Annotated in this window: 25 protein-coding genes; 14 read left to right on the plus strand and 11 right to left on the minus strand. The window is 72.6% G+C overall.

Annotated elements, in window-relative coordinates; translation table 11 throughout:
- Window positions 1–228 precede the first annotated feature (228 nt).
- Entirely contained in the window at window positions 229–726 is a 498-nt protein-coding gene (locus AB0M82_RS36675) for a MarR family transcriptional regulator (protein ID WP_364732171.1), read from the minus strand.
- Between the two features lie 75 nt (window positions 727–801).
- Between AB0M82_RS36675 and AB0M82_RS36680 the strand changes: the two genes are divergently transcribed.
- Together AB0M82_RS36680 and AB0M82_RS36685 are read left to right on the plus strand one after the other, a co-directional pair.
- Window positions 802–1,725, plus strand: coding sequence for an EamA family transporter (locus tag AB0M82_RS36680; RefSeq protein WP_364732173.1), 924 nt, complete (start codon window positions 802–804; stop codon window positions 1,723–1,725).
- Window positions 1,726–1,762: 37 nt separating this feature from the next.
- The gene (locus tag AB0M82_RS36685; RefSeq protein WP_364732175.1) at window positions 1,763–2,959 is read left to right on the plus strand and encodes a glycoside hydrolase family 64 protein; all 1,197 of its coding nucleotides are present in this window, start codon (window positions 1,763–1,765) and stop codon (window positions 2,957–2,959) included.
- On the opposite strand, the gene AB0M82_RS36690 is transcribed toward AB0M82_RS36685, so the two are convergent.
- A complete protein-coding gene (locus AB0M82_RS36690) occupies window positions 2,956–3,129 on the minus strand; it encodes a hypothetical protein (RefSeq protein ID WP_364732177.1) in 174 nt (57 codons plus the stop codon). The genes AB0M82_RS36685 and AB0M82_RS36690 overlap by 4 nt on opposite strands.
- A 259-nt stretch (window positions 3,130–3,388) precedes the next feature.
- Between AB0M82_RS36690 and AB0M82_RS36695 the strand changes: the two genes are divergently transcribed.
- On the plus strand, window positions 3,389–4,195 hold the full coding sequence (locus AB0M82_RS36695) for a lipase (RefSeq protein ID WP_364732179.1): 807 nt from the start codon (window positions 3,389–3,391) through the stop codon (window positions 4,193–4,195).
- Here AB0M82_RS36695 and AB0M82_RS36700 read toward each other — a convergent pair.
- From AB0M82_RS36700 to AB0M82_RS36710, 3 genes are read right to left on the minus strand one after another with little or no spacing between them, the layout of a single operon-like run.
- Window positions 4,185–5,027: an ABC transporter permease gene (locus AB0M82_RS36700; RefSeq protein ID WP_364732182.1), complete on the minus strand. Its 843-nt coding sequence runs from the start codon at window positions 5,025–5,027 to the stop codon at window positions 4,185–4,187. The two genes, AB0M82_RS36695 and AB0M82_RS36700, sit on opposite strands and share 11 nt — an antisense overlap.
- Window positions 5,024–5,935, minus strand: a complete 912-nt coding sequence (locus AB0M82_RS36705; RefSeq protein ID WP_364732185.1) for an ABC transporter ATP-binding protein — start codon at window positions 5,933–5,935, stop codon at window positions 5,024–5,026. Before AB0M82_RS36705 ends, AB0M82_RS36700 begins: the two co-directional genes overlap by 4 nt.
- Complete coding sequence (locus AB0M82_RS36710; RefSeq protein ID WP_364732188.1) at window positions 5,932–7,059, minus strand: hypothetical protein; 1,128 nt, start codon at window positions 7,057–7,059, stop codon at window positions 5,932–5,934. The genes AB0M82_RS36705 and AB0M82_RS36710 overlap by 4 nt, the downstream gene beginning before the upstream one ends.
- A 180-nt stretch (window positions 7,060–7,239) precedes the next feature.
- Between AB0M82_RS36710 and AB0M82_RS36715 the strand changes: the two genes are divergently transcribed.
- Window positions 7,240–8,310 carry a class I SAM-dependent methyltransferase gene (locus AB0M82_RS36715; protein ID WP_364732190.1) on the plus strand — a complete coding sequence of 357 codons (1,071 nt, stop codon included), beginning with the start codon at window positions 7,240–7,242 and terminating at the stop codon, window positions 8,308–8,310.
- Here the strand turns inward: AB0M82_RS36715 and folP are convergent.
- Entirely contained in the window at window positions 8,307–9,197 is an 891-nt protein-coding gene (gene folP, locus AB0M82_RS36720; protein ID WP_364732193.1) for a dihydropteroate synthase, read from the minus strand. The two genes, AB0M82_RS36715 and folP, sit on opposite strands and share 4 nt — an antisense overlap.
- Before the next feature lie 95 nt (window positions 9,198–9,292).
- On the opposite strand from folP, the gene AB0M82_RS36725 reads away from it, so the two are divergent.
- Together AB0M82_RS36725 and AB0M82_RS36730 are read left to right on the plus strand one after the other, a co-directional pair.
- A complete protein-coding gene (locus AB0M82_RS36725; RefSeq protein WP_364732196.1) occupies window positions 9,293–9,949 on the plus strand; it encodes a rhomboid family intramembrane serine protease in 657 nt (218 codons plus the stop codon).
- 105 nt (window positions 9,950–10,054) lie between these two features.
- On the plus strand, window positions 10,055–10,780 hold the full coding sequence (locus AB0M82_RS36730; RefSeq protein ID WP_364732199.1) for a serine protease: 726 nt from the start codon (window positions 10,055–10,057) through the stop codon (window positions 10,778–10,780).
- A gap of 62 nt (window positions 10,781–10,842) precedes the next feature.
- Here AB0M82_RS36730 and AB0M82_RS36735 read toward each other — a convergent pair whose 3' ends face one another.
- Together AB0M82_RS36735 and AB0M82_RS36740 are read right to left on the minus strand one after the other, a co-directional pair.
- Window positions 10,843–11,670: a DUF11 domain-containing protein gene (locus AB0M82_RS36735; protein WP_364732343.1), complete on the minus strand. Its 828-nt coding sequence runs from the start codon at window positions 11,668–11,670 to the stop codon at window positions 10,843–10,845.
- Between the two features lie 177 nt (window positions 11,671–11,847).
- The gene (locus tag AB0M82_RS36740; protein WP_364732202.1) at window positions 11,848–12,477 is read right to left on the minus strand and encodes a helix-turn-helix domain-containing protein; all 630 of its coding nucleotides are present in this window, start codon (window positions 12,475–12,477) and stop codon (window positions 11,848–11,850) included.
- 85 nt (window positions 12,478–12,562) lie between these two features.
- On the opposite strand from AB0M82_RS36740, the gene AB0M82_RS36745 reads away from it, so the two are divergent.
- From AB0M82_RS36745 to AB0M82_RS36765, 5 genes are all read left to right on the plus strand, one after another.
- Window positions 12,563–14,293 carry a TIGR03086 family metal-binding protein gene (locus AB0M82_RS36745; protein WP_364732205.1) on the plus strand — a complete coding sequence of 577 codons (1,731 nt, stop codon included), beginning with the start codon at window positions 12,563–12,565 and terminating at the stop codon, window positions 14,291–14,293.
- Between the two features lie 172 nt (window positions 14,294–14,465).
- Entirely contained in the window at window positions 14,466–15,305 is an 840-nt protein-coding gene (locus AB0M82_RS36750) for a hypothetical protein (protein ID WP_364732208.1), read from the plus strand.
- 70 nt (window positions 15,306–15,375) lie between these two features.
- On the plus strand, window positions 15,376–15,984 hold the full coding sequence (locus AB0M82_RS36755) for a TetR/AcrR family transcriptional regulator (RefSeq protein ID WP_364732211.1): 609 nt from the start codon (window positions 15,376–15,378) through the stop codon (window positions 15,982–15,984).
- A 26-nt stretch (window positions 15,985–16,010) separates the two neighbouring features.
- A complete protein-coding gene (locus AB0M82_RS36760) occupies window positions 16,011–17,183 on the plus strand; it encodes a Glu/Leu/Phe/Val dehydrogenase dimerization domain-containing protein (RefSeq protein ID WP_364732213.1) in 1,173 nt (390 codons plus the stop codon).
- 36 nt (window positions 17,184–17,219) lie between these two features.
- Entirely contained in the window at window positions 17,220–18,251 is a 1,032-nt protein-coding gene (locus tag AB0M82_RS36765) for an LLM class flavin-dependent oxidoreductase (RefSeq protein WP_364732215.1), read from the plus strand.
- A gap of 1 nt (window position 18,252) precedes the next feature.
- On the opposite strand, the gene kstD is transcribed toward AB0M82_RS36765, so the two are convergent.
- Together kstD and AB0M82_RS36775 are read right to left on the minus strand one after the other, a co-directional pair.
- Window positions 18,253–19,989 carry a 3-oxosteroid 1-dehydrogenase gene (gene kstD / locus AB0M82_RS36770; RefSeq protein WP_364732218.1) on the minus strand — a complete coding sequence of 579 codons (1,737 nt, stop codon included), beginning with the start codon at window positions 19,987–19,989 and terminating at the stop codon, window positions 18,253–18,255.
- Window positions 19,990–20,133: 144 nt separating this feature from the next.
- Window positions 20,134–21,324 (minus strand): cytochrome P450, encoded by a 1,191-nt coding sequence (locus tag AB0M82_RS36775; protein WP_364732221.1) that lies wholly within the window; start codon window positions 21,322–21,324, stop codon window positions 20,134–20,136.
- 188 nt (window positions 21,325–21,512) lie between these two features.
- Here AB0M82_RS36775 and AB0M82_RS36780 point away from each other — a divergent pair, with 188 nt between their 5' ends.
- Both AB0M82_RS36780 and AB0M82_RS36785 read left to right on the plus strand, forming a co-directional pair.
- Window positions 21,513–22,220 carry an SDR family NAD(P)-dependent oxidoreductase gene (locus AB0M82_RS36780; protein ID WP_364732224.1) on the plus strand — a complete coding sequence of 236 codons (708 nt, stop codon included), beginning with the start codon at window positions 21,513–21,515 and terminating at the stop codon, window positions 22,218–22,220.
- Window positions 22,221–22,230: 10 nt separating this feature from the next.
- Window positions 22,231–22,968 (plus strand): nucleotidyltransferase domain-containing protein, encoded by a 738-nt coding sequence (locus tag AB0M82_RS36785; RefSeq protein ID WP_364732227.1) that lies wholly within the window; start codon window positions 22,231–22,233, stop codon window positions 22,966–22,968.
- Here AB0M82_RS36785 and AB0M82_RS36790 read toward each other — a convergent pair.
- The gene (locus AB0M82_RS36790) at window positions 22,953–24,242 is read right to left on the minus strand and encodes a 6-phospho-beta-glucosidase (RefSeq protein ID WP_364732230.1); all 1,290 of its coding nucleotides are present in this window, start codon (window positions 24,240–24,242) and stop codon (window positions 22,953–22,955) included. The two genes, AB0M82_RS36785 and AB0M82_RS36790, sit on opposite strands and share 16 nt — an antisense overlap.
- Window positions 24,243–24,396: 154 nt before the next feature.
- Here AB0M82_RS36790 and AB0M82_RS36795 point away from each other — a divergent pair, with 154 nt between their 5' ends.
- Window positions 24,397–25,425, plus strand: coding sequence for a PfkB family carbohydrate kinase (locus AB0M82_RS36795; RefSeq protein ID WP_364732232.1), 1,029 nt, complete (start codon window positions 24,397–24,399; stop codon window positions 25,423–25,425).
- The last annotated feature ends 5 nt before the right edge of the window (window positions 25,426–25,430 follow it).

A 25,430-nucleotide genomic window follows, 5' to 3' on the forward strand; every position in this document is an offset into this window, starting at 1 on the left:
CGGACCGGCCGACAGATCATTGGCCAGACACCACGGTCGGTGGCGTTCCGAGTCAAACCGGACCGGTGACCTCGCCCCCACATCCTCACAGTGGCATTCGGTGCATCCACCGCACCCAATGTGGCGTTGGGTGCGTCCAGCGCACCCAATGTGGCGTTGGGTGCGTCCAGCGCACCCAAAGTGGCATTCGGTGCATCCACCGCACCCAACGCCACATTGGGGCGCTTCCTAGGAGCCCGCGCCGCCGAGGCTCTCCAGCAACGTCCGCAGCGTCGCGGCCAGCTCCTCCCGCTGCTCGCCACCCAGCGCGGCCAGGATCCGGTGTTCGGTCGCCACGTGATCGGGCAGGGCGCGGTCGATCAGCTCACCGCCGGCGTCGGTCAGCTCGACGCGCACCCCGCGGCCGTCGGCTTCGTTCGGGGTGCGCTTGACCAGCCCGCGGGCCTCCAGCTTGTCGAGCCGCTGGGTGACGGCCCCGGACGTGACCATCGCCGAGCGCATCAGCTCCGTCGGGGTCAGCCGGTAGGGCGGCCCGCTGCGGCGCAGCGTCGCGAGGACGTCGAACGTCGCGCGGTCCAGGCCATGGCGGGCGAAGGTGCGGCGGAGCTCCGTGTCGACGAGCGCGCTGAGCCGCGTCAGCCGGCCGATCACTCCCATCGGCGAGACGTCGAGGTCGGGACGCTCGGCGTGCCACTGCTCCAGCACGCGGTCCACGTGGTCGGCCATCGCCCGAGCGTAACCGATTCCTTAGCGGTAAGTGAGTACTGGTCATTTATCTTAGCGCTGAGCTAAACTGTCTTAGTGCTAAACAATCGACTCTCCCTCCTGCTGGTCACCGCGCTGGCGCCCGCGATCTGGGGCACCACGTACCTCGTCACGACCGAACTCCTCCCGCCCGGCCGCCCGCTGCTCGCCGCGGTGATCCGGGCGCTGCCCGCCGGGCTGCTCCTGGTCGCCCTCACCCGCCGCCTGCCGAGCGGCGGCTGGTGGTGGCGCTCGCTCGTGCTCGGCACGCTGAACATCGGGGCCTTCCTGGCGTTGCTGTTCGTCGCCGCCTACCGGCTGCCGGGCGGGGTCGCCGCGACGCTCGGCGCCCTGCAGCCGCTGCTCGTCGCGGGCCTGTCCACCGGCCTCCTGGGCGAACGCCTGACCCGCCGCACCGTCCTCGCCGGCGCCGCGGGCGTGGCCGGGGTCAGCCTGCTGGTCCTGCGGTCCGACGCGCGACTCGACGCGCTCGGCGTCGCCGCCGCGGCCGGCGGCGCGGTCGTCATGGCCATCGGCGTCGTGCTGAGCAAGCGCTGGACGTCGCCCGCGCCGCTGCTGGCGACGACCGGCTGGCAGCTCGTCGCCGGCGGGCTGGTCCTCGTGCCGGTCGCCCTCGCCGTCGAAGGCCCGCCGCCGGCCGTGCTGTCCGGCGCGAACCTCGCGGGCTACGGCTACCTCGCGCTGATCGGCGCCGCGCTCTCCTACAGCCTGTGGTTCCGCGGGATCCGCGCGCTGTCCCCCACGCACGTGACGTTCCTCGGGCTGCTGAGCCCGGTCGTCGCGACCCTGCTCGGCTGGCTGGTGCTCGGCCAGCGGCTGACGGCGTGGCAGCTGCTCGGCGCCGCGATCGTGCTCGCCGCCGTCGTCTTCGCGCAGCGCCGGGCGTTGGGCCGGACGGAGGCTGATAAATATCAGCCTTTGACAACCGCTCACCGGGCCACCGACTCTGAAATGGTCTGAACAACTTGCGATCATCGGCCTCGACGAGGAGGCGCCCGTGCGCACCAGTTCTTCCTTCCGGCGGCGGTGGACCACCCTGGCCGCGGCGGCCGCCGTCGCCGCCGGGCTCACCACCGCCGTCGCCCCGGCCGCCGACGCGGTCCCCGCCACCATCCCGCTGAAGATCACCAACAACTCCGGCCGCGGCGACCCGGTGTACCTCTACGACCTCGGCACGAACCTGGCGACCGGGCAGCAGGGCTGGGCCGACGCCGGCGGCACGTTCCACGCCTGGCCCGGCGGCGCGGTACCGCCGATCCCGGCGCCGGACGCGTCGATCCCCGGACCGGCCAACGGCCAGTCGATCACCATCCGGATCCCGAAGTTCTCCGGCCGGATCTACTTCTCCTACGGCCAGAAGCTGGTGTTCAAGCTCGCCACCGGCGGGCTGGTGCAGCCGGCGATCCAGAACCCGTCCGACCCGAACGTGAACATCCTCTTCAACTGGTCGGAGTACACGCTCGACGACGGCGGGCTCTGGATCAACAGCACGCAGGTGGACATGTTCTCGGCGCCGTACGCGGTCGGCGTGCAGCCGGCAGGCGGCACCACGAAGAGCACCGGGCACCTGAAACCGGGCGGCTACAACGGTTTCTACAACGCGCTGCGCGGTCAGCCGGGCGGCTGGGCCAACCTGATCCGCACGCGGTCCGACGGCACGGTCCTGCGCGCGCTCGCCCCGAGCCACGGCATCGAGGCCGGCGCCCTGCCCGCGAACGTGCTGCAGGACTACATCGACCGCGTCTGGACGAAGTACAGCTCGTCGACGCTGACCGTGACCCCGGTCGCGGACCAGCCGGGCGTGAAGTACTACGGCCGCGTTTCGGGCAACGTCATGAACTTCACCAACACCTCCGGTGGGTTCGTGACGGCGTTCCGGAAACCGGACTCCGACAGCGTTTTCGGCTGCTACAAGAACCTCGACGCGCCGAACGACGTCCGCGGCCAGATCTCGCGCACGCTGTGCGCGGGCTTCAACCGCTCGACGCTGCTGACGAACGCGAACCAGCCCGACACCAGCTCGGCCGGGTTCTACCAGGACGTCGTCACCAACCACTACGCGCGCAAGATCCACGCGCAGATGGCCGACGGCAAGGCCTACGCGTTCGCCTTCGACGACGTCGGCCACCACGAATCCCTGGTCAACGACGGAAACCCGGCGACGGCGTACCTGACGCTCGACCCGTTCGACTAGAGGCGCACCACTTCCGGCGCCACCGGGGTGTCCCCCAGCCACGTGCACTCCTCGGTGCGCGCCGGAACGGGCACAGCCCGGCCCGTCTTCACCACCACCACCGGCCGGCCGCAGGCGACCAGTTCCACCACGAGCACCGGCACGACGAGCACCGCGGTCCGCATCCGCATGATCGGCTCACCCCGTTTTGTCTCCACCACTCCCACCGGGCACACGAGGTCCGCCGCGGGCCGGTTCAGCGCGAACGGGTGACTTCCCGCCCGTAACTCGCGTGATTCCAGCCGTAACTCACGTGATTGGGGCCGGAACTCGCGAGTTACGGCCCCAATCACGCGAGTTACGGCCCCAATCACGCCGGTTACGGGTCCGATCACGCGAGTTACGGCTTCCAGCACGCCGGTCCCGCACCGGCGCGGTCATGATGGACGGGTGCGGATCACGGCCTGGTGGCGCGGTATCAGCCCACGGCGTCGCCTGCTGATGAGCGGCGTCGCCGTCGCCGTGGTGGCCGCGCTCGTCGCGACCGTCGTCGCCACCTCCGGCACCGGCGCGGCGCCGCGGGCCGGGACCCCCGACCAGAACCGGCCGGGCCCGGTGCTCCTCGTCCCCGGCTACGGCGGCGGGCAAGGCGCGCTCAACGCCCTCGCCGCGCGGATCCGGCAGACCACCGGCCGCGCCACCGAAGTGCTCACCCTCGCCGGCGACGGCACCGGCGACCTGGTGGAACAGGCCGGCGTCCTGGCCGAAGCCGTCGAACGGGCCTACGCGGGCGGCGCGCCTTCGGTCGACGTCGTCGGGTACTCCGCGGGCGGTGTCGTGGCCCGGCTGTGGGTCGCCCGGGTGGGCGGCGAACACCAGGCCCGCCGCGTGGTCACGCTCGGCGCGCCGATGCACGGCACCGGCCTGGCCGCGGCGGGCGGCGCGCTCGCGCCCGGCGCGTGCCCCACCGCGTGCCGCCAGCTGGCCCCGGGCAGCACGCTGCTGCAGGAGCTGGCGAAGGAGCCGATCCCGCCGGCGCTGCCCTGGCTGTCGGTCTGGACCGAACGGGACGAAACGGTCACCCCGCCGGACTCGGCCCGGCTCGACGGCGCCGTCAACGTGGCCCTGCAACGGGTCTGCCCCGGAAACCGGGCCGCCCACGGCGACCTGCCCACCGACCCCGCCGTCACCGAGCTCGTCCTCCAGGCCCTCGGTACCGGGCCGCTCGAAGCACCGACGGAGTGCCTCAGCTCGTGACGTCCTTGGTGGCGAAGTTCGCCCACGCCGCACCGAAGAACACCACGATGTACCCCGCCTGCAGCAGCAACCCGTGGTCGATGTTCCGCCACAGCACCGGATCGCGGAAGAAGTCGATCCACGACAGCCAGTAGTGCGTCGGCAGATAGGGCTTCACCGACGCCGCCGCGTCGAGGGTCTCCAGCACCGAGCTGGTGATCAGCACGGCCAGCCCGCCCAGCGCGGCACCGAGCGCCGAATCGGTCACCGTGGAGAGGAAGACGGTGACCGCGGCGAACCCGAGCATCGACACCACGATGTAGCTCACCGCGCCCAGCAGCCGCCAGCCCAGCCCGGACGAGCTGAGCGACTGCCCCGACAACGACGTCACGCCGGCCGGCTGCCCGCCGGGGCCCGCGATGCCCGGGGCGCCGCCGGTGCCGAACAGGACCACTCCGAGCACCAGCGACGTCAGCACGACGATCACGATCGCCGCGGTCACGTACACGGCGAGCGCGACCATCTTCGCGGCCAGCAGCCGCGTCCGGCCGACGGGCCGCACCAGCAGGTAGCGCAGGGTCCCGGCGGACGCCTCGCCCGCGATCGAGTCGCCCGCGGTGACCGCGACCGCGATCGGCAGGAACAACGGCAGGACCAGCGCGAGCGCGGCGGCGGGGTACAACGCGCCGTCGTTCACCACCGCGGACAGGAACGCGCCGCCCTGCCCGGGCGGCGGCGCGAAGTCGGCCGTCGCCAGGAAGACGCCGACGATCGCGGGCAGCAGGCAGAGCAGCAGCACGCTGACCCACGCCCGCGGCCGCAGCGCGAGTTTCCGCAGCTCGACGCCGATCATCCCGCGGCCCCGAACCGGTCCGACCCCGGACCTGTGACGTCGAGGACGACCTGCTCCAGCGTCCGCTGCTCGGCGTGGATGGACGTCACGCGCACCCCGGCTTCGACGAGCAGCGCGTTCAACGCCGCCGGGTCGCCGTGCCGGATGACCAGGCGGTCGCCGTCGCGGGACTCGAGCTGCCCGTCGAGGACCGCGGCCGCCGCCGCGGCGTCCGGCGTGCCCACCAGCACCCGGCCGGTGGCTGCCCGCAGCGTCCCCAGGTCCTCCTCCAGCACCAGCCGGCCCCGGTCGACGACGCCGACGCGCGTGCACAGCTGCTCCACTTCGGCCAGCAGGTGGCTGGACAGGAACACCGTGGTGCCGCCCGCGTTCAGCTCGGTGAGCAGCTCGCGGATCTCCTTGATGCCCTGCGGATCGAGGCCGTTCGTCGGTTCGTCCAGGATCAGCAGCCGCGGCCGCCGCAGCAGCGCGCCGGCGAGCCCCAGCCGTTGCCGCATGCCCAGCGAATACGCCTTCACCGGCCGCTGGTCGACCCCGCCCAGCCCGACCTGCTCGAGGGCTTCGTCGATCCGGCGGCGCCGCGTCCGCCGCCCGCCCCCGCGCCCGGCGGCGTCGAGCAGCGCCAGGTTCCGCGGCCCGGACAGGTGCGGGTACGCGGCCGGGCCCTCGACGAGCGCGCCGACGTCCGGCAGCACCTCGGCGACCCGCTTCGGCACCGGCTTGCCGAGCACCTCGATCTCGCCGCTGGTGGCGTACACCAGGCCGAGGAGCATCCGGACCAGCGTGGTCTTGCCCGAGCCGTTCGGGCCGAGGAAGCCGTAGCGGTCGCCTTCGCGGACCTCCAGGCCGACCGCGTCGACGGCGACGGTGCGGCCGTACCGCTTGGTCAGCGCGCGCGTGACGATCATCGGCCGCTCCGGCGGAGCCGGGACAGCTCGTCCGCGACCGTGCGCAGCACCGCGGGCGTCACCGGCCCGGCCAGCAGGTACGAGCGGCGGGAGACGGACGAGCGGACGATCGCGAGCGACAACGGCGTGATCGTCAGCTGCACCACGGTGCCGGCGGCCAGCTTGGCCGGCACCGCGCCGGCCTTCCCGGCCGCGTCGCTCGCCGCGTCGGCCACGTTCCGCGGCACGGCGATCACCGCGAAGGCGGCCAGCCCGGAACCGTAGAGGGCGGCGCCCTCGACCCCGCCGAAGTCCGACGACGCCACCCGGCGTCCGGCCAGCGTCGCCGGCAGCGGCACCTGGCCCAGCGCGCCGAGCACGTTCGTGACGTCCGGCGCGCTCGCGATGCTGAACCCGGAGCCGGGCACGGGCCGCGGCGCCTCGACGACCGGCGTCGTCTGCGCCAGTTCCCGGAACTCGGTGACCAGGATCGGGGCCCGCTGCCCCCGGGCGGTCACCTCGACCCGCACCGGCAGCCCGGTCGCCGGGTCCGCCCAGACGTCGACCTGCCCGATCGTCGTGTCCGGATCGGCGGGGACGAGCCGGAGTCCCGACGCGTCGACGCCGGCGACGCGCCGCGCGGGCAGCACGCTCACCGGGTCGTCCTTCGCCGCCCGGAGGATCCGCCGGGCCAGCTCGGGCGGCAGCAGGTCCCCGGCGCGCGGCAGCCGGACGGTCGGTTCGCCGACCAGCTCGGTCAGGGTGCCGGCGCCGTAGTCCCACGTGTACTCGCCGTCGGGCAGCCGGTAGACGTCGTGCTCGCCGGCGGTGGTGAGGACGTCGACGCGGTAGCGGTCGGGCGCGGCGTACCACGCGCGCATCGCCGTCCGGCCGGCGAAGAGCGCGCCGACGTCGGCGAGGTTCGGCAGCTCCGGCAGGGCGAGCGAACCGGAGCTTTCGGCGTACCCCTGGTACGGCCGCCCGGCGGACCCCAGCACGAGCGCGCGCAACCGGGCCGGGTCGATCGGCTCCGCGGCCGGCGGCAGCGCGGCGACGACCAGCGGCACGGAAACCAGCACCGCGGCCACGGCGGCGACGACCGCCCACCGGCGCCGCTTTTCGTGCCGCACCACCGAGGGCGTCATCCGGCATCACCTCTGCGTTCCTTTGTACGCCATGGCACCGCGCCCAGGGCTATGGTCGAAGGGTGACGACCCCCGTTCATGCTGCTGTCCTGAGCTAGTTCCCGCTCCGGCAATCACGTATGCCCGCTCCCCAGCGGGTTCTTCGTCGTGTCCGCAGCAAAGAACGGAAACCCCTTTCCCGTGCCTCACCTCGTCGTGCCCGGCGAACCCGATCGCCGGCTCTTTTCCCCGCCTTCACGCCACGCCGTCGTCGCCGACGACCGGCTCTCCGCCGACGCCGCCCTCCGCACGGTTTCCGCCGGCGCCGCGCTCCTCTGGCGCGGCGGCTACCCGGCCGCGCGGCGCTTGCTCGACGCCGTGAACCGGCGGATCCCCGCCCCGCCACCGGACGACTACCCCGCCTACCGGGCGCACCGCGCCCGCCGGGCTCGGCTGCTCTCCCTGCTGTACGTGCCGCTGGACCCGGGGCACGTCGTCCCGCTGCGCCGGGCGCCGGACGTCCGCGCCGCGTGCACCGCGGTCCACGGCCCACTGGAAGTCCCCGCGGCGATGCCGCTGCGGGAGCTGCTCGGGGTCCTGAGCGCCGCGGAATGGCGGCGGAAGGGCCTCTTCGTCCCCGCCCTCGGCGCGCGGATCCACCCGCACTACGGCGTCTTCGCGCCGGTGCGGCAGGAGTACGTGGACCTGGTCGCCGAAACGCCGTTACCCGCGTCGGCGCTGGCGTTCGACATCGGCACCGGCACCGGCGTGCTCGCCGCGGTCCTCGCCTGCCGCGGGGTGCGGCGGGTGGTGGCGACGGACGCCGACCCCCGCGCCGTCGCGTGCGCGACCGGCAACCTGGCCCGGCTCGGGTTCGGCGAGCGCACCGAAGTCGTGCTGACCGACCTGTTCCCGCCCGGCCGGGCACCGCTGGTGGTGGGCAACCCGCCGTGGCTGCCGGGCCGGCCGCGCACGCCGCTCGACCACGCGGTGTACGACCCGGGCAGCCGGATGTTGCGCGGCTTCCTGGATCGGGCGCGCAGGCACCTCACCCCGGACGGCGAGGCTTGGCTGGTGCTGTCGGACCTGGCCGAGCACCTGGGGCTGCGCTCGCGAAGTGAGCTGCTCGGCTGGATCGCGTCGGCGGGCCTCCGGGTCGGCGGCCGGACCGACGCCACCCCACGGCATCCCCGCGCGCTCGACCCGGCCGACCCGCTGCACCGGGCGCGGGCCGCCGAAGTCACGTCGCTGTGGCGGCTGCGGCCCGGCTAGTCCACAGTGGACGGCTGACGTGACGTCAGGCCCGCGACCGCCGCCACCGCTTCCCGGGTCTCCCGGACGTTGTGGGCGCGGAAGACGGCGGCGCCGGCGCGCGCCGCGATCGCCGTGGCCGCGATCGTGCCCGCCAGGCGGTCGTGGGCTTCGACGTCCAGGGTCTCGCCGATCAGGTCCTTGTTCGACAGCGCGACCAGCACCGGCCAGCCGGTGGCCACCAGCCGGTCGAAGTGGCGGAGCAGCTCGAGGCCGTGGCGGGTGCTCTTGCCGAAGTCGAACGTCGGGTCGACGAGCACGCCGCCGCGCGGCACCCCGGCGGCCACGGTCCGCTCGGCCGCCGTCGTCAGCTCGGCGACCACGTCCGCGACGACGTCGTCGTAGCGGGGCCAGAACGGGCGGGCGGGCGTCGGCGCGGGATACGGGTCGGTCCGCACCGGCATGCCGCCCACGTGGGAGCAGACGTAGCCCGCGCCGAACTCGGCCGCCACCTCGACCAGCTCCGGGTCGGTGCCCGCCCACGTGTCGTTGAGCAGGTGGGCGCCCGCCTCGCAGACCCGGCGCCCGACCTCGTGGCGCCAGGTGTCGACGCTGACGACCAGGCCGGGGTGCCGCTCCCGCACCTCGGCGACGAACGGCGCCACCCGGTCGATCTCCTCGTCGACGTCGACCTCGGGGCCCTCGCCCGCCTTCACCCCGCCGATGTCCACGATGTCGGCGCCCGCCGCGACCGCGCGGTCCACCGCTGCGCGCGCCGCGTCCCGGGCGAAGGTCGCGCCCTTGTCGTAGAACGAATCGGGCGTGCGGTTGACGATGGCCATGACCAGTGCGCGGTCGCCGGGCATGCGGCGCCCCCGGAAGACCATCTCCGGCCGGTGTGACGTCATGAGGTTCACCCTGCCAGGTCACGGCTCGGTCCGGAACGCCGCGTCCGCGGCCCCGAGCCGGTTATCCTCAGCGCGAAACCGAGCAGGGGGGACCGATGAGCACGACCAGCGAAGGCCCGGCCCGCGGCGACGCCGAGGCGATGATCGCCGAGGCCAAGAAGGCCCTGTGGGTGATGGTCGGCCTGCTGGCCGTGCTGTGGGTGGTCCAGCTCGTCAACGCCCCCACCGGCTACGGCCTGAGCCGGGAGTTCGGCATCGAGGCGCGCGACCCGGCGTCGCTGCCGGAGATCTTCAGCGCGCCGTTCATGCACTCCAGCTGGGGCCACATCGAAGGCAACTCGGGGCCGCTGTTCGTGTTCGGGTTCCTCGCCGCCTACCGCGGGGTGAAGAAGTGGCTCGGCGTGAGCGTGCTGATCATCGTGGCCAGCGGCCTCGGCGTCTGGTTCGTTTCGCCGTCGAACTCGGTCACGGTCGGCGCCAGCGGCCTGGTGTTCGGTTACTTCGGCTACATCATCGTGCGCGGGCTGTTCGACCGGCACCTGATCGACATCGTGATCGGGCTGGTGATGGCCTTGTGCTTCGCCTACCAGTTCGCGTCCCTGCTGCCGACCGAAGAAGGGGTCAGTTGGCAGGGGCACATGTTCGGCTTCGCCGGCGGCATCATCGGCGGCTGGCTCTTCCGCGACCGGCGGCCCAAGGCGGTCACCACCCCCGACGCGGCGACCACCCTGCTGCCGAAGGATCTCAGCTAGTCTCGCGGGTCGTCGCGGCCGCACGCCGGAGTCCCGCGCTGTGAAGTCGCTGTGGATCCCTTCCGCCGAGATGCCGTCCTGGCCCCGCTGTGGTGATCTGGACGGGTGGCGATCTCGATTCCCCGGCCCGCGCTCCTGGCCGCGGCGGCGGTGCTGGTGCTCGGCGCCGGCTTGACCGCCGGCGCGGACACGGCCGCCGACGACGCCTACGCGGCGGGCACGATCGCTTCCGCCCCGCCGGCGAAGACCGGTTCCGCGGTCGGGGCGTTGTTCGCGAAGGGCAGCCATTTCTGCACCGCGAGCGTCGTCCATTCCGGTGACGGCGACCTGGTCCTGACCGCCGCCCACTGCCTCCAGGACGGCATGGCTTTCGCCCCGGGCTATCACGACGGCGTGGCGCCGTTCGGAATGTGGACGGTGACCGGAGTCGCCGTCGCGGACGGCTGGACCTCGTCGGCCGACCCGGATCTGGATTTCGCGTTCCTCACCGTTCACCAGGCCGGAAACCCGGCTTCGCTGGAAAGCCTGACCGGGGCGAACGTGCTCGGCACCGAACGCGGATTCGAGCACCGGATCACGCTCACGGGCTACCCCGACACCACCGATTCCGCGGTGGTGTGCGAGGGAAACACCACAAGGTCGGACACTGATCAACTGCGCGTCGCCTGTCCCGGTTTTCCCGACGGCACCAGCGGCGGGCCGTGGGTCGCCGACGGCGCGGTCATCGGGGTGATCGGCGGCTACCAGCTCGGCGGCGACACCCCCGACGTTTCCTACAGCGCGTATTTCGACGACGACATCGCGAAGCTGTACGCCTCGGTCACCGCCTGAACCGCGAAACGGGCTCGCGTCCTTGGCGCAGGACACGAGCCCGGTCCACCTCTCGCGAACCCTCAGCAGGTCACGATGAGCCCGGTCAGCACCGAGCACGTCTTCGACGCGCTGTCGTTGGCACTGTTGGGATCCGCCGGCGAGCTGGCCGTCCGCACCGCGGTCGTGGTGTACGAACCGAGCGCCAGCAGGCCGCCGTTCACCGAGAACTTCGCCGTCGCCGAAGCACCCGAAGCCAGCGAAGCGACGTCGCAGTTCACCGTCCGGGTCGTGCCGACATGGGCGCAACCGGTTCCGCCCGCGAACGACAGGCCCGACGCATACGTTGCCACGACCCGGATCCCGGACGCGGCCGCCGGGCCGTTGTTCGTCACGGTCAAGGTGTAGTCGATGCTCGCGTTCAGCCCGCCGTGCCCGGCCGCGGCGAGCGCGACCTTGACGTCGGCGAGGCTCGACGGCGGGGCGATGGTGATGACCGGGCCGTCGAAGGTCTCGAAGGCGTAGTTGTCGCCGACGAACTGGTGCCGCAACGTGAACTGGCCCGGCGCCGCGGTGTCCTTGACGCGCAGGGTCCACACCGTGGTCTTCGTGCCGCCCGCCTCGAGGTCGCCGAACGCGGCGCGGTAACTGCTCCCGAACTGGAAGCAGCCGGCTGCCGTCGTGTTGGTGCAGGACACGACGTCGGCGACGTCGGTGATCGCGGTCGGCGAGCCGTAAATGGCGCCCTTCGCGTACGTGACCGTGAAATCGCGATCATTGTGAATCGTTTGCGTGACGGTGAATGTCTGTCCCGGGACCAGGGTGGTGGGACTGACTTCGACAGAACTCGTGGGCAGGGCCGCCTGCGCGGCGGGCGCCATCACGAGGAAAGCCGTGGCCAATGCGGCCACCGAGGACAGAATCGTGATCCGTCGCCAACTCATTTGCATAGTCGTGATCTCACTGTTCCAGTCCGGGGAATGCCGCTCTGACAGATGCTTCTTGACCATTCGTGGAAAAGCTGACGCTGAATAGTCGTCGCACTCCCGGAATTCGTTACCGCCATCCGGCGATGTCGCACACATCCGTCAGGAGGGACGCCAGCGACCGTTCATTTCGCCAGGACGCGGCGGTGGGCCCGGCAGGTCCGGGCCGCCTGCGGCCGACAACCCCTCGACGAGCAGCGCGAGGTACCGGCGCCGTAGCTGCGCGGTGCGCTCCGGGTCCTCGACGCGGATCGCGGCGCAGCACTCGAGGATCATGCCGAGGTCTTCGGCGACGGCGTCGCGGCGGAGGCGCCCGGTTTCGCGCGCCCGCTCGACCAGCCGGACCGACAGTTCGCCCGCGCGCCGCGCGTCCTCGCCCATCTCGGGCGTCGGGGTGAAGGTGCCCGCGAGGTGGACGGTCAGCGAGTGCACGTCGGCGTCCACGACCCGGTTGAGGAACGCGGTCAGCGCCGCCCAGCCGTCCGGCTCGGCCGCGGCGGCCTCGGCTTCGGCGATGTAGGTGCGGAGCCCGTCGTGGCAGAGCCGGCAGAGCAGCGTCTCCTTGCTCGGGTACCGCCGGTAGAGCGCGCTGATGCCGACGCCCGCGCGTTCGGCGACGTGCGAGATCGGCGCTTTCGGGTCCACCAGGAAGACCTGGCGGGCGGCATCGAGGATGACGACGTCGTTGCGGGCGGCCTGGCCGCGGCGGCCGGGCAGAGCGGTCTCGGACATGTCCCGAGATTAGCACTGGAACGGATCGTTCCGCTCTGCTACAGTTCGGAACGAAGCATTCCGTTCCAGTCTTGAGGAGCCAGCCATGACAGTCCCCGCCCTTCGCCCCTTCCGCGCCGAGATCCCCCAGTCCGCCCTGGACGACCTGCGGAACCGCCTGCGCGGCGCGCTGTGGCCGGACGACCTGCCCGCCGAGTACGGCGTCACGAACGAGCGGATCCGCGCGCTGGCGGAGCACTGGCTGGAGAAGTTCGACTGGCGGGCGTTCGAAGCGCGGCTCAACGCGTACCCGCAGTTCGTGACGGAGATCGACGGCGAGACCATCCACTTCCTGCACGTCCGGTCGTCGCGGGCGGACGCGACCCCGCTGGTCCTGACCCACGGCTGGCCCGGGTCGATCGCCGAGTACCTCGACGTCATCGGCCCCCTGACCGAGCCGGAGTCGGCCGACGCGCCGGCGTTCCACCTGGTCATCCCGTCGCTGCCCGGCTTCGGGTTCTCGGGCCCGACCCGGTCGGCGGGCTGGGGCACGCACCGGACCGCGGCCGCGTGGGTGGAGCTGATGAGCCGCCTGGGCTACGAGTCGTACGGCGCGGTGGGGAACGACGCCGGGTCGATGATTTCGCCGGAGATCGGCAGGCTCGCGCCGGACAAGGTCGTCGGGGTGCACGTCACGCAGCTGTTCGCGTTCCCGTCGGGCGACCCGGCCGAGCTGGCGGACCTGAGCGAAGCCGACCAGGCCGCGCTCGCGCACCTGCAGTGGTTCTACGAGAACATGTTCTCCTTCAACACGCTGCACAGCCAGCAGCCGCACACGCTGGCGTTCGCGCTCGCCGACTCCCCGCTCGGCCTGCTGGCGTGGAACGCCCAGCTGTTCGGCGAGCACCTCGACGCCGACTTCGTCATCGCGAACGTGGCGCTGTACTGGCTGACCCGCACCGGCGGCTCGTCGATCCGCTTCTACTACGAGGACGCGCACACGGACGCGCACCCGGACGCGCACACAATGTCACACCCGGAGGGGCCGACGACGGTGCCGACGGGGCTGGCGATGTTCGCCGGCGACTTCCAGTCGATCCGGCGGTTCGCCGAGCGCGACCACGCGAACATCGTCAGCTGGAACTCCTACGACACGCGCGCCGGCAGCGGTGGCCCGCGTGACGCCGCCGGCCACTACTCGGCGCACGAAGCGCCGGAGGTCCTGGTCGGCGACATCCGGCGGTTCTTCGCCGGGTTGGCGCCCTGGCCGGTCCTCGCGTCGGCGCACCACGCCCTGCGGTCGGCCGTCGCGGGCGTCCCGGGAGACTCGGGCTGGTCGGCGCCGACGCCGTGCGAGGCCTGGACCGTCACCCAGGTCCTCCAGCACGCGGCGGGCGACCAGCTGGGCTACGCGGCGTTCATCACGGGCTCGGGCGGCCCGGACTTCGACCCGTTCTCCCCGTCGGGCCACCTCGACGGCGCGGCGAGCGACTTCCTCGAGCCGACCCTCGCCGCCGCGGCAGCGGCCTTCGCCACGGTCGCTCCCGACGCGACGGCGGTCCCCACTCCGCTGCCCCAGGGCGCTCTCCCGGCCCCGGTGGCGGTCGGCGCGGCCGCCCTCGACGCGGCGGTGCACGCGTGGGACATCGCGGTCGCGACGGGGCAGGCCTCCCCGCTGACGGCGGAGCTGGCCGAGGCACTGCTGCCGGTGGCGAAGGAACTGGCGGAACCCTTGCGGGGATTCGCCTACGCCCCCGCCCTGGACGGCCACCCGGACGACGACGCGGCGTCGGCGCTGCTCCGATACCTGGGCCGCGATCCACTGTGGACCGTCTGAGCGGGACGCCGGGGAACCACCGCCGTGGTTCCCCGGCGTACTCGCGCGCGGCAAGCATCCGCCCAGCGGCGAGGACGAACTCGCCGCCCCGGAACGGCACCGCCCGCGGCCCAGCACCAGGCCGTCCGAAAATCCGTTGCCCCCCAAGGGATATCGAACTTAGCCTGGCGCCATGACGAACCGGCCGTTCCGTTGGGACCTGGTGCGTCCCGACCAGGTCGGGACGCTCCTCGACGACGTCGAAGAACCCCATCTCTGGTTCCTCGGCGAACTCGCCGTCTGCACGGCCAAGGTGCTCGCCCGCTGCGGCAACGGCGAACTCCACTTCGTCGGCCGGTCGCTGGACAGCATGCACGACCTCCTCGGCGGCGCGCTCGAACGCACGTCGTGGCACGACCGCGTCCACCGGCTGCCGATGTCCCTGAAGCCGCGGCGCGGGCTCGGCCACCGAGACGTCGCGCTGCTCCGCGAAAACCTCGCCGCCGCCGGGATCACGCCGTACGCACTCGCCCGCGGCACCCGGCCGACCGTCTTCGTGGACCTCGTCTTCGAAGGCGAAACGTTCACGGAGCTCTACTTCCAGCTGCGGCGCTGGATCGCCGAGGACCGCGAAGCGTGGCAGGTGATCCGCCGGAAGCTGCGGTTCATCGGCGTCACCCTCCGCCAGCCGGTCCGCCCGGACGCCTGGCGCTGGCGGGAAGACGTCACCTGGCCGGGCGAGCTGCCCGCGTCGGCGGTCCGCAACGTGTCGCTCACGCCGGCCGTCTGGCACTACTTCGGCGACGACCAGCCGAAGCTGACGCCGTCGTTCCCGCGGCAGCGCTGGACCGACGACACCGTCCGGACCCCCGGTCACGGCAAGGCGACGCGGCGCGCGCTGGCCGAAGCGTTCGCTCTCGTCGCCGCCGGCCGGTCCGCGCCGGTGCGCGACCGGCTCGTCCGGACCATCACCACCGAGCCCGCGATGGCCGAGCCGTGGCTGCGGGCGCTCGTCACCGACCTCCGGTGCTGACCGGCCAGTCAGTCCGAGACCCCACATTCGGAGCCTCCCGCCGCGCCGCGCCGCTGGGTACGGTGGCCGCATGACGCGCAAGGCGGTGGCGGTGCGGCGGGACGAGATCGTGCTGGCCGCGCTCGAGCAGATCCGCGCCCGGGGCATCGCCGGCGTGCGGGCCGCCGACGTGGCCCAGGCCCTCGACGTCAGCACGGCGTTGATCTTCTACCACTTCGGCACCCTCGAAGCGCTCATCATCGAAGCGTTCCGGCAGGCGGCGGAGAAGGACCTCGCGAACCTGCGCGGCGAGCTGGAGCGCGGCGGCCCGGTCGACGCCCGCCTGCGCGCCGTGTTGAGGCTGTACGGGCCGACCACGACCGCCAACGGCTGGAAGCTGTGGATCGAAGCGGGGGCGGCGGCGATGCGCGACACCCAGCTGCGCGCCGTCCTGCAACGGCTCGACCTGCGGTGGCGCGACGCCGTCGTCGCGCTGATCGCCGAGGGCGTCGGCGCCGGCGAGTTCCGGTGCCCGGACCCGCACGGCGCGGCGTGGCGGCTGACCGCGCTGCTCGACGGGCTCGCGGCCCAGGTGGTCGCGCGCGAGGGCACGGTCACCGCCGACGACTGCGGCCGGTGGCTCGAACAGGCGCTGGGCCACGAGCTCGGGCTTGAGCTCATGAAGCGCGGCCGGTCTTGACCGGCCGATCAGGATCGGAGGGGGCGATGACCGAACCTGCCTTGCTGGAGGTGGCGTGGACCGACCCGGTCACCGGGTGCCGCGGCTACCTGGTGATCGACCGGCTCGTGCGCGGGGTGGCCAGCGGGGGCCTGCGGATGCGCCGCGGCTGCACGCTCTTCGAAGTCCGTGGCCTGGCCAGGGGCATGACGCTCAAGGAGGGCCTCAACTACGACCCCGACGGCCGGTACGTCCCGCTGGGCGGCGCCAAGGGCGGCATCGACTTCGACCCGTACGACGAGCGCGCCCGCGACGTCGTCGCCCGCTACCTGCACGCCATGCGGCCGCTGATCGAGCGCTACTGGACCATGGGGGAAGACCTCGGCCTGCGGCAGGACGTCATCGACGGCGTGATCGCGGAGATCGGGCTGCTCAGCTCGGTGCAGGCGATCTACCCGCTGCTCGAAGACCGGGAGGCGGCGACCGAACGGCTCGCCGAAGCGTTCCGGATCGAGGTCGGCGGGCTGGGCCTCGACGAGCTGGTCGGCGGGCTCGGCGTGGCGCAGGCCACCCTGACCGGGCTGGAAATGCTGGGGCTGAGCGGCCGGCCGAACCGGGTGGTGGTGCAGGGTTTCGGCGCGATGGGCGGGGCGACCGCGCGGTTCCTCGCCGAAGCCGGGCTACGGGTGGTCGGCGTCTCGGACGTGCGCGGCGTCGTCGTGAACCCCGCGGGACTCGACGTCGAAAACCTGCTGCGCCACCGCGACCGCTTCGGCGGGATCGACCGCGACAACCTCAAGCCCGGCGACAGGCTCCTGCCGCCGGAAGCGTGGCTGGAGGTGCCGGCCGAAGTCCTGGTGCCGGCGGCCATCTCCTACTGCGTCGACAGCGACAACCAGGCCAAGATCGACGCGAAGCTCATCGTCGAGGCCGCGAACATGCCGGTCACCGCGGACGCCGAAGAGCTCCTGGACGCCCGTGGCATCCGGGTGGTGCCGGACTTCGTGGCCAACTCCGCGACCAACTCGTGGTGGTGGTGGACGCTGTTCGGCGACGTCGGCGCGGACGCCGACGAGGCCTTCGGCAAGGTGCGGGCCCGGATGCGCGAGCTGGTGACCAGGATGTTCGAGCTGGCCACCCTCGACGGCCTGAGTCTGCGGGCTGCCGCGTTGCAGCTCTCGGAGAAGAACCTGAAGGCCATCCAGGCCCGCTTCGGCTGAGGGAACGATTCGGCCACACAAATGGTTGAACGTTACATGGAACTCGGGATCTACAGCTTCGGCGACCGCGCGCCGGACCCGCGCACCGGCGAACAGCTCACCGTCGCCCGGACGCTGGCCAACACGCTCGAGCGCATCAAGCTCGCCGACGAGCTGGGCCTCGGCTTCTACGGCCTCGGCGAACACCACCTCGACCAGTACGCGATCTCGAACCCGGGCACCGTGCTGGCCGCGGCGGCGAGCGTCACCAGCCAGATCACGCTGAGCTCGGCCGTGACGGTGCTGAGCACCGAGGACCCGGTGCGCGTCTACCAGCAGTTCACCACGCTCGACCAGCTCAGCCACGGGCGCGCCGAACTGCTCGCCGGCCGCGGATCGTTCACCGAGTCGTTCCCGCTCTTCGGCAACGACCTGGGCGACTACGACGAGCTGTTCGAGGAGAAGCTGGCGCTGCTGCTGCGGATCGACCGCGAGGACCCGCTGACCTGGTCCGGCCGGTTCCGCCCGCCGCTGGAGAACGCGCGGATCCTGCCCCGGCCGTACGGCAGGCGCCTGCGAATTTCGATCGGCACCGGCGGCAACCCCGAGTCGTCGATCCGGGCCGGGCTGCTCGGGCTGCCGGTGGTGTACGCCGTGATCGGCGGCCGCCCCGAGCGCTTCGCCCCGCTGGTCGACCTGTATCGCCAGGCCGGGGAAGCCGGTGAGCACGGCGCCGAAGACCTGCACGTCACCATGAGCGCGATCGGGTTCGTCGCACCGGACTCCCGGCAGGCCAAGGAGACCTTCTATCCGTACTGGCTCGAGACGATGAAGTACGGCGCCCGCGCCCGCGGCTGGGCGATCCCGACCCGGGCGGAGTACGACGAGTACACCCGCGACGCGCAGGCGTTGTTCGTCGGCAGCCCCCAGGAGGTCGCCGAGCGGCTCATCGAGGTCGGCAAGCTCACCGGCGCGGACCGCTACGCCCTGCAGATGGACTGGTCGGGCGTGCCGCACGCGGAGGTCATGCGGGCCATCGAACTCCTCGGCACCGAGGTGCTTCCGTTGGTGCGGAAGGAGTTCAGCTGAGTCAGACGTCGTTCGCGGCGATGTAGCCGAAGGTCATCGCCGGGCCGATGGTCGAGCCCGCGCCGGCGTAGCTGTGTCCCATCACCGCCGCGCTCGCGTTGCCGGCCGCGTACAGGCCGCGGATCACGGAGCCGTCCGGACGGAGCACCCGCGCCCGGGCGTCCGTGCGCATGCCGCCCTTCGTGCCGAGGTCACCCGGGACGATCTTCAGCGCGTAGAAGGGCGGTGCCCACAGCGGCGCGAGGCAGGAGTTGGGCAGCACCAGCGGGTCCGTGTAGTAGTGGTCGTACACGCTCGAGCCGCGCCGGAAGTCGGCGTCGACGCCGGACAACGCGAAGCCGTTGAACCGGTCCACTGTGGACTTGAGCGCGGCGGGCGGCACGCCGATCTTCGCGCCGAGGTCCTGGATGTTCGACGCCTTGAAGACCGCGCCGCCCGAGTACCAGGCGTCCGGGAACGGCAGCAGCGGCAGGAGGTCGCGGAACAGGTACTTGTTCCGGTAGTTCTGGTCGACGACCAGCCAAGCCGGGATGTCCGGCGCCGTCGGGTTCTTGTCGTACATGGTGTGCACGACGTCGCTGTAGGGCGCGGCTTCGTTGACGAACCGCTGCCCGGCCTGGTTCACGACCAGCCCGCCGGGCAGAGTGCGTTCGGCCAGGCAGAAGTACGGGTCGCCGGGGACCGGGATGGCCGGGCCCCACCAGGCGTCGTCCATCAGGTCGAAGGCGGCGCCGGCACGCTGCCCGGCCCGATGGCCGTCGCCGGTGTTCTCCTTGGCGCCGACCGTCCAGGCCGTGCCGATCGGCTGCCGCTGGTACTGCGCGCGCATCGCGGCGTTGTGCTCGAAGCCGCCCGAGCCGACGATCACGCCGCGCCGGGCGCGCACCAGCCCCTGCGGTACCAGCACCCCGGTGACCGCGCCGTTTTCGACGTTCAGGTCGACGAGCGGGGTGTTCAGCCACACGGGGACGTTCGCCCGGAGCAGGCCCACCCGCAGGCCCGCGGCGAGCGACTGGCCCATGGTGAGCGGCTTCTGCCCGGCCAGCGCGGCGGCCGTGCCGCGGGCGAGGCAGGCGGCGGCGACCGCGGCGCCCTTGGCGTTCACCGCGGCGAGGTTCAGCCACTTGTAGTCGGCGCTGAACACGACGAGCCCGGGCGGCGTCGCGAGGTAGGGCGGGTTGAGGTGCGCCAGCTCGGCGCCCAGCAGGTTGCCGTCGAACTGGTCCGGCTCGATCGACCGGCCGTTCGGCAGGCCGCCCGGCAGCTCCGGGTAGTAGTCGCTGTAGCCCTCCATGAAGCGGAACCGCAGCGGGCTGTTCGCCATGACGAACGAAATCATCTCCGGGCCGTTGCGCAGGAACGCCTTCTGCCGCGCGGCCGGCACCTCGGGACCGACGACGGCGGCGAGGTACTGCGCGGCCTTGGCCGGCGTGTCCGGCACCCCGGCGGCGAGCAGCACCGGGTTGTTCGGGATCCAGATGCCGGCGCCGGACCGGGCCGCCGAGCCACCGAACGTCGGCGCCTTCTCGAGGACGACGACGCTCAGCCCGCGCTTGGCCGCCGTCAGCGCCGCGGTCATCCCGGCCGCGCCGGAGCCGACCACGACGACGTCGTACTCGCCCAGCAGCGGCGCGGCGCCCGCGGACGGCGCCGCCGCGAGGCCGGACGTCACGGCGAGGCCCACGCCCGCCGCGGTGCCGCGCAGGATTTGACGGCGGGTCAGATCGGCGGCATCCATGGCGCACTCCATCGCTCGCGGGAACGGCGAGGCCATGATCTACGCACGCGGCCTTCAACTGGAACATGTTCTACCCGCTTGGAGCAGCGACGGCCTGCCGCACTCGGCCGGTGGCGCCAACCGATGACGACATTCGGCGCAGGCTCAGGCCACCCAGGTCACCGGCACCTCCTCGGGCCCGCGGACCGACAACGGCGGCCGCCAGGCGATCGTTTCCGCCGGGACGGCCAGGGCCAGACCGGGTAGCCGGTCAAGCAGCGTCCGCAGGGCGATCTCGCCCTCCAGCCGGGCCAGCGCGGCACCGAGGCAGAAGTGGATGCCGTGCCCGAAGCCGAGCTGCGGGGCGTCCCGGCGACGAATGTCGAACTCGGTCGCGCCCGGGAACACGTTCTCGTCGCGGTTCGCCGCGCCGGTGTGCGCCAGGACAGCCTCGCCGCGGCGCACGAGCACCCCGCCGAGCTCGACGTCTTCCAGCGCGACACGCAGCAGGGAGGCGTCGGCCGGGCCGTCGAAGCGCATGATCTCCTCGACCGCGCCGGGCGCCAGCGCGGGATCGGCCCGCAGCGCGGCGAGCTGCTCCGGGTGCCGGCAGAGCAGGACGACGCCGGTCGAGATGAGGCTGACCGTCGTCTCGTGCCCGGCCAGCAGCAGCTGGGTCGCGAGGTCGATCAGCTCCGGTTCGGTCAGGCGGTCGCCGTCCTCGTCGCGGGCGTGCACGAGAGCGCTGAGGAAGTCGCCGGCCGGCCGGGCCCGTTTGGCCGCGACCAGTTCGGCCATGTCGTCGGCGCCGTCCCGGCGCGCCCGCTCGACGTCGGCCGGCGTGTGCTGCATCGGGGTCACGATCACCCGGGACCACTGCCGGAACCGCTCGCGGCCGGCGAACGGGACGCCGAGCAGCTCGCACATGACGGCGGTGGGCAGCGGGAACGCGAACTCCTCGACCAGGCCGGCCGGCGGGCCGTTGGCGACCAGCGCGTCGGCCAGGCCGTCGGCAAGCTCCTGGATCCGCGGCCGCAGCGCGGCGATCCGCCGGACGGTGAACGCCTGCGCCGAAAGCCGGCGCAGGCGGGTGTGGCCGGGCGGATCGAGGTTGAGGATGCTGTCCTCCCCGGTCGAGAAGTCGCCCGGTTCGATGAGGCACGGCGCGCCCGGGTAGAGCAGGGCGCGGCTGAACCGCGGGTCGGCGAAGACCGTGCGGACGTCGTCGTAGCGCGTCACGAGCCAGCCTTCGTGCCCGCTCGGGAACGCGATCCGGGACACCGGCGGGTGGCCGGCGTAGACCGCCCCCATCGGGACGGCGGGATGGTCCTTCTCGGCGGGATAGGCGGCGGTCATGGCGCCGATGATGAGCGCCCCGCCGGGCGTGCCGGAAGGTGTGGCGCCGCGAAAGCCCCGTCCGGACGCCGAACTTCGCCCGATCGGCCGCCGTCCGTCCCCTGTGGACAGTGGGACGACTAAGTTGACGCGATCCTCACCTTGGCGATAAGTTGAGAACAGTCTCAAGTTCTTCCGAGGAGGTTCCCTTGCCGAAAGTGATCGCCGTCCTGGGTGTCGGGCCCGGGCTCGGCCTGTCGATCGCCCGCCGCTTCGGCCGCGAAGGCTTCACGACGGCCCTGGTCTCACGCACCGACGCCCGGCACGCGACGTACCGCACGGCACTGGCCGGGATCACCGCGCCCACCTACACCGCCGACGTCACCGACGACGCCCAGCTCCGGGCCGTCCTCGCGCGCATCACGGCCGAGGCGGGCGAGATCGACACCGTGTACTTCGGGCCGGCCGACGCCGGCACCGGCATCACGCCGCTCACCGAAGCCGGCGCCGACGCCCTGCGCGTGCCGTTCGAATCCATCGTGCTCCCGGCGGCGAGGCTCGTCGAGGCCGTGCTGCCACGCATGCTGGAACGCGGTTCGGGTTCGCTGCTGTTCGCCGGCGGCCTGAGCGGCAAGTACCCGATGCCGATGCTCGGCAGCCTCGCCCCGGCGTCGGCGGCGTTGCGCATGTACGTCCTGACGCTCCACGCGGCTCTGCGCGAAACGGGCGTCCACGCCGGAATGTTGACCATCGGCGGTCTCATCGAGCGCGGCGACATCCACCGCATGTTCACCGAGCAGGACCACGGATTCACCGTGGGAACGCTCGATCCGGACGCCATCGCGGACAAGGCGTGGTCCCAGTACGTCGAGCGGGACGAAGCCGAAGCGGAATTCAACGCGATGGCCGCGGTCTAGCCTGGGGATCATGTACACACCGGGGGATCGGAACATGCTCCGCCAAGCCCTCGTCGAGGCGGCCGAGTCGGACGAGCGCGTCAGCGGTGCCGCGCTCACCGGCTCGGCCGCGCTCGATGCCGAAGACGAGTGGTCGGACATCGATCTCGCCTTCGCCGTCACCGGCGAGCCGGGGCCGGTGCTCGCGGACTTCACCGCGCGGATGTACCGCGAACACGGTGCCGTCCACCACATGGACGTCGTGTTCGAGCGGACCGTGTTCCGCGTGTTCCTCCTGGAGAACACCCTGCAGGTCGACCTGGCGTTCTGGCCGGAAGCGGACTTCGGCGCGACGACGCCGAAGTTCCGGCTGCTGTTCGGGACGGCCCAGGACCGCGCGCCGTCACCACCTCCCGAGCCGCGGCGGCTGATCGACCTGGCCTGGCTGCACGCCCTGCACGCGCGGTCGAGCATCGAACGCGGCCGCGGCTGGCAGGCCGAGTACATGATCAGCCGGGTCCGGGAATACACCCTGGCGCTGGCCTGCGTGCGTCACGGCCTGACCGCGGTCGAGGGCCGCGGGCTCGACCTGCTCCCGGCCGGCGTCACCGCACCGTTCGAGGAAACGCTCGTCCGCGGGCTCGATGATGCCGCCCGGGCCTTCCACACCGTCACGGAATTGTTCGTCGGCGAGCTCGAACTGGTCGACGCCGACCTGGCGCTTCGGTTGGCGCCGTTGGTGCGCGAGCTGGCTTACCGGGCCAGGTAGGCGAGTTCGGGGTGCACGGCGACGTAGCCGTCGAGCAGTCGCCGCGCCACCGACACCGAGTCGACCAGCGGGTGCAGCGCGAACGCCCGCAGCGCCGCGGCCCGCGAACCCGTCGTCGCCGCTTCGATCGTCGCCCGCTCGACGGCCTTGACCGCGGTCACCAGGCCCAGCGCGTGGTCCGGCAGCGGCCCGGCGGCGATCGGGCGGGCGCCGTTCGCGTCGACGACGCACGGCACCTCGACGACCGCCGATCCGGGCACGCCGGGGAGCGCGGAACCGTTGCGGACGTTGAGGATCAGCGTCGTGCGTTCGCCGTGCGCGATCGCGCGCAGCAACGCCAGCGCGACGTTTTCGTAGCCACCGCCGTCGAGATCGTCCGCATCCCGCTCCCCTTCGCGCGTCTCGGCCATGTACGTCGCTTCGCGCTCCAAGCGCGTGCGCTCCCACGACGCCAGCGAAGGTTCCGCGTAGAACCCGCGTTGCTGCTCCAGCAGGAAGGCCCCGCGCGATTCCGAACCGGCGGCCTCGCGCGCGAAGTAGTAATAGTGCAGGTATTCGTTCGGCAGGGCGCCGAGTGCCCGCAGCCAGTCCGCGCCGAAGAGCTTCCCCTCCTCGAACGACTCGCACGCGGCCGCGTCGGCGAGCAGCCGCGGCAGGACGTCTTCCCCGCCGACGCGGACCGCGCGAAGCCAGCCGAGGTGGTTGAGGCCCGCGTAGTCGAACCACGCCGTCGCCGGGTCGATCCCGAGGGCCCGGGCGACGCGGCGGCACAACCCCACCGGCGAGTCGCAGATGCCGATCACCCGGCCGCCGAGGTGCGCGGCCATCGCCTCGGTCACCAGCCCCGCGGGGTTGGTGAAGTTGATGACCCACGCGCGCGGCGCCAGTTCCGCGATCGTCCGCGCGAGACCGACGGCGACCGGGACCGTCCGCAGCCCGTAGGCGATCCCGCCCGCGCCGACCGTTTCCTGGCCCAGCACGCCTTCCGCGGCCGCGACCTGCTCGTCCAGCTGTCGGCCACGCAGGCCGCCGACCCGGACGGCGGAGAACACGAAGTCCACATCGGACAAGGCGACGGCGAGGTCCGTGGTCGTGCGCACCCGCGGCGCGCCGGAGACGTCCTCGGCCTGTTCGGCGAGGACCCGCTCGATCGCGGCGAGCCGTCCCGCGTCGACGTCGTGCAGGACCAGTTCGGTGACCCCGCCGCCGGCCAGCAGCGCGCGGTGCACCAGGGGCACGCGGAACCCGCCACCGCCGAGGATCGCCAGCTTCACCGCAGCACCTCGACGACGGCCGGGTCGATCAGCATCCAACGACCATAGCAGTCACGTTCGTCCACCTTCGGGGGCTGGTTTGCGCAGGTCTTGCGCATTTCGCGCCGCTGAAGCACGCTCGTGCGCGTCCCTTGCGCGATTCGTGGAGGCGCCCGTGACGGCCGAGCCCGAGGTCGATGTCTTCCTGTCCGGCCTGCTGTTCTTCGACCTGGTGTTCACCGGGCTCGAACAACCGCCGGCGCCGGGCACGGAGGTGTGGACGGGCGGCATGGGCTCGGGGCCGGGCGGGATCGCGAACTTCGCGGTCGCGCTGAGCCGCCTCGGCCTGCGGACGTCGCTGGCGGCCGCGTTCGGCACCGACGTCTACGGGCGCTACTGCTGGGACGTGCTGGCCCGGCAGGAGCACATCGACCTGTCGCGGTCGCGGCAGTTCCCGCGGTGGCACTCCCCCGTCACCGTTTCGCTGGCCTACGCGGGCGATCGCGCGATGGTCACCCACGGCCACCCGCCGCCCGTCCCCGTCGCGGAGCTGGCCGGATCGCCGCCCCGGAGCCGCGCGACGGTCGCGCACATCGGCCTCGACACCGCCGAGTGGGTCCACACCGCACACCAGGCGGGCAGCCTGGTCTTCGCCAACGTCGGCTGGGATCCGTCCGAGGCCTGGTCGCCCGCGCTGCTCGACCAGCTGGCATGCTGCCACGCGTTCCTGGCGAACGACGTCGAAGCGATGCGCTACACCCGCACGGATACGCCCGAAGCGGCGCTGGCCGCGCTCGCCGAACTCGTCCCGATCGCCGTGATCACCCGCGGCGGCGCGGGCGTGCTCGCCGTCGACGGCACCACCGGCGAGACAGCGGCCGCTCCCGCGCTGCCGGTCGATGTGCTCGACGCGACCGGCGCGGGCGACGTCTTCGGAGCGGGGTTCGTCGCCGCCACCCTGACCGGCTGGCCGCTGGCGGAGCGGCTCCGGTTCGCCTGCCTCACCGCGAGCCTGTCGGTCCAGCACTTCGGTGGCGCGCTCGCCGCGCCGGGCTGGCACGAAATCGTCGAGTGGCACGCGCGCACCCGGCGTCCGGACTACGCGTTCCTCGACGACGTCCTGCCCGCCGAGTCCGAAACCGTCGACGAGACGTCCCGGCGCGGCCCGGTGACGCTCGGCTTCGGCGACGACAGCTGGCGGTGACGCCC

Source organism: Amycolatopsis sp. NPDC051128 (genome assembly GCF_040682715.1).
Classification (GTDB): domain Bacteria; phylum Actinomycetota; class Actinomycetes; order Mycobacteriales; family Pseudonocardiaceae; genus Amycolatopsis.

Excerpts from the sequence above, each read along its gene's own strand:
- AB0M82_RS36745 (WP_364732205.1), top strand. The coding sequence starts at position 12,563 with ATGACAGTCCCCGCCCTTCGCCCCTTCCGCGCCGAGATCCCCCAGTCC.
- AB0M82_RS36760 (WP_364732213.1), top strand. The coding sequence starts at position 16,011 with ATGACCGAACCTGCCTTGCTGGAGGTGGCGTGGACCGACCCGGTCACC.
- AB0M82_RS36700 (WP_364732182.1), bottom strand. The coding sequence starts at position 5,027 with ATGATCGGCGTCGAGCTGCGGAAACTCGCGCTGCGGCCGCGGGCGTGG.
- AB0M82_RS36740 (WP_364732202.1), bottom strand. The coding sequence starts at position 12,477 with ATGTCCGAGACCGCTCTGCCCGGCCGCCGCGGCCAGGCCGCCCGCAAC.
- AB0M82_RS36675 (WP_364732171.1), bottom strand. The coding sequence starts at position 726 with ATGGCCGACCACGTGGACCGCGTGCTGGAGCAGTGGCACGCCGAGCGT.
- AB0M82_RS36755 (WP_364732211.1), top strand. The coding sequence starts at position 15,376 with ATGACGCGCAAGGCGGTGGCGGTGCGGCGGGACGAGATCGTGCTGGCC.
- AB0M82_RS36765 (WP_364732215.1), top strand. The coding sequence starts at position 17,220 with ATGGAACTCGGGATCTACAGCTTCGGCGACCGCGCGCCGGACCCGCGC.
- AB0M82_RS36725 (WP_364732196.1), top strand. The coding sequence starts at position 9,293 with ATGAGCACGACCAGCGAAGGCCCGGCCCGCGGCGACGCCGAGGCGATG.
- kstD (WP_364732218.1), bottom strand. The coding sequence starts at position 19,989 with ATGGATGCCGCCGATCTGACCCGCCGTCAAATCCTGCGCGGCACCGCG.
- AB0M82_RS36690 (WP_364732177.1), bottom strand. The coding sequence starts at position 3,129 with ATGCGGATGCGGACCGCGGTGCTCGTCGTGCCGGTGCTCGTGGTGGAA.
- AB0M82_RS36710 (WP_364732188.1), bottom strand. The coding sequence starts at position 7,059 with ATGACGCCCTCGGTGGTGCGGCACGAAAAGCGGCGCCGGTGGGCGGTC.
- AB0M82_RS36750 (WP_364732208.1), top strand. The coding sequence starts at position 14,466 with ATGACGAACCGGCCGTTCCGTTGGGACCTGGTGCGTCCCGACCAGGTC.
- AB0M82_RS36775 (WP_364732221.1), bottom strand. The coding sequence starts at position 21,324 with ATGACCGCCGCCTATCCCGCCGAGAAGGACCATCCCGCCGTCCCGATG.
- AB0M82_RS36785 (WP_364732227.1), top strand. The coding sequence starts at position 22,231 with ATGTACACACCGGGGGATCGGAACATGCTCCGCCAAGCCCTCGTCGAG.
- folP (WP_364732193.1), bottom strand. The coding sequence starts at position 9,197 with ATGACGTCACACCGGCCGGAGATGGTCTTCCGGGGGCGCCGCATGCCC.
- AB0M82_RS36705 (WP_364732185.1), bottom strand. The coding sequence starts at position 5,935 with ATGATCGTCACGCGCGCGCTGACCAAGCGGTACGGCCGCACCGTCGCC.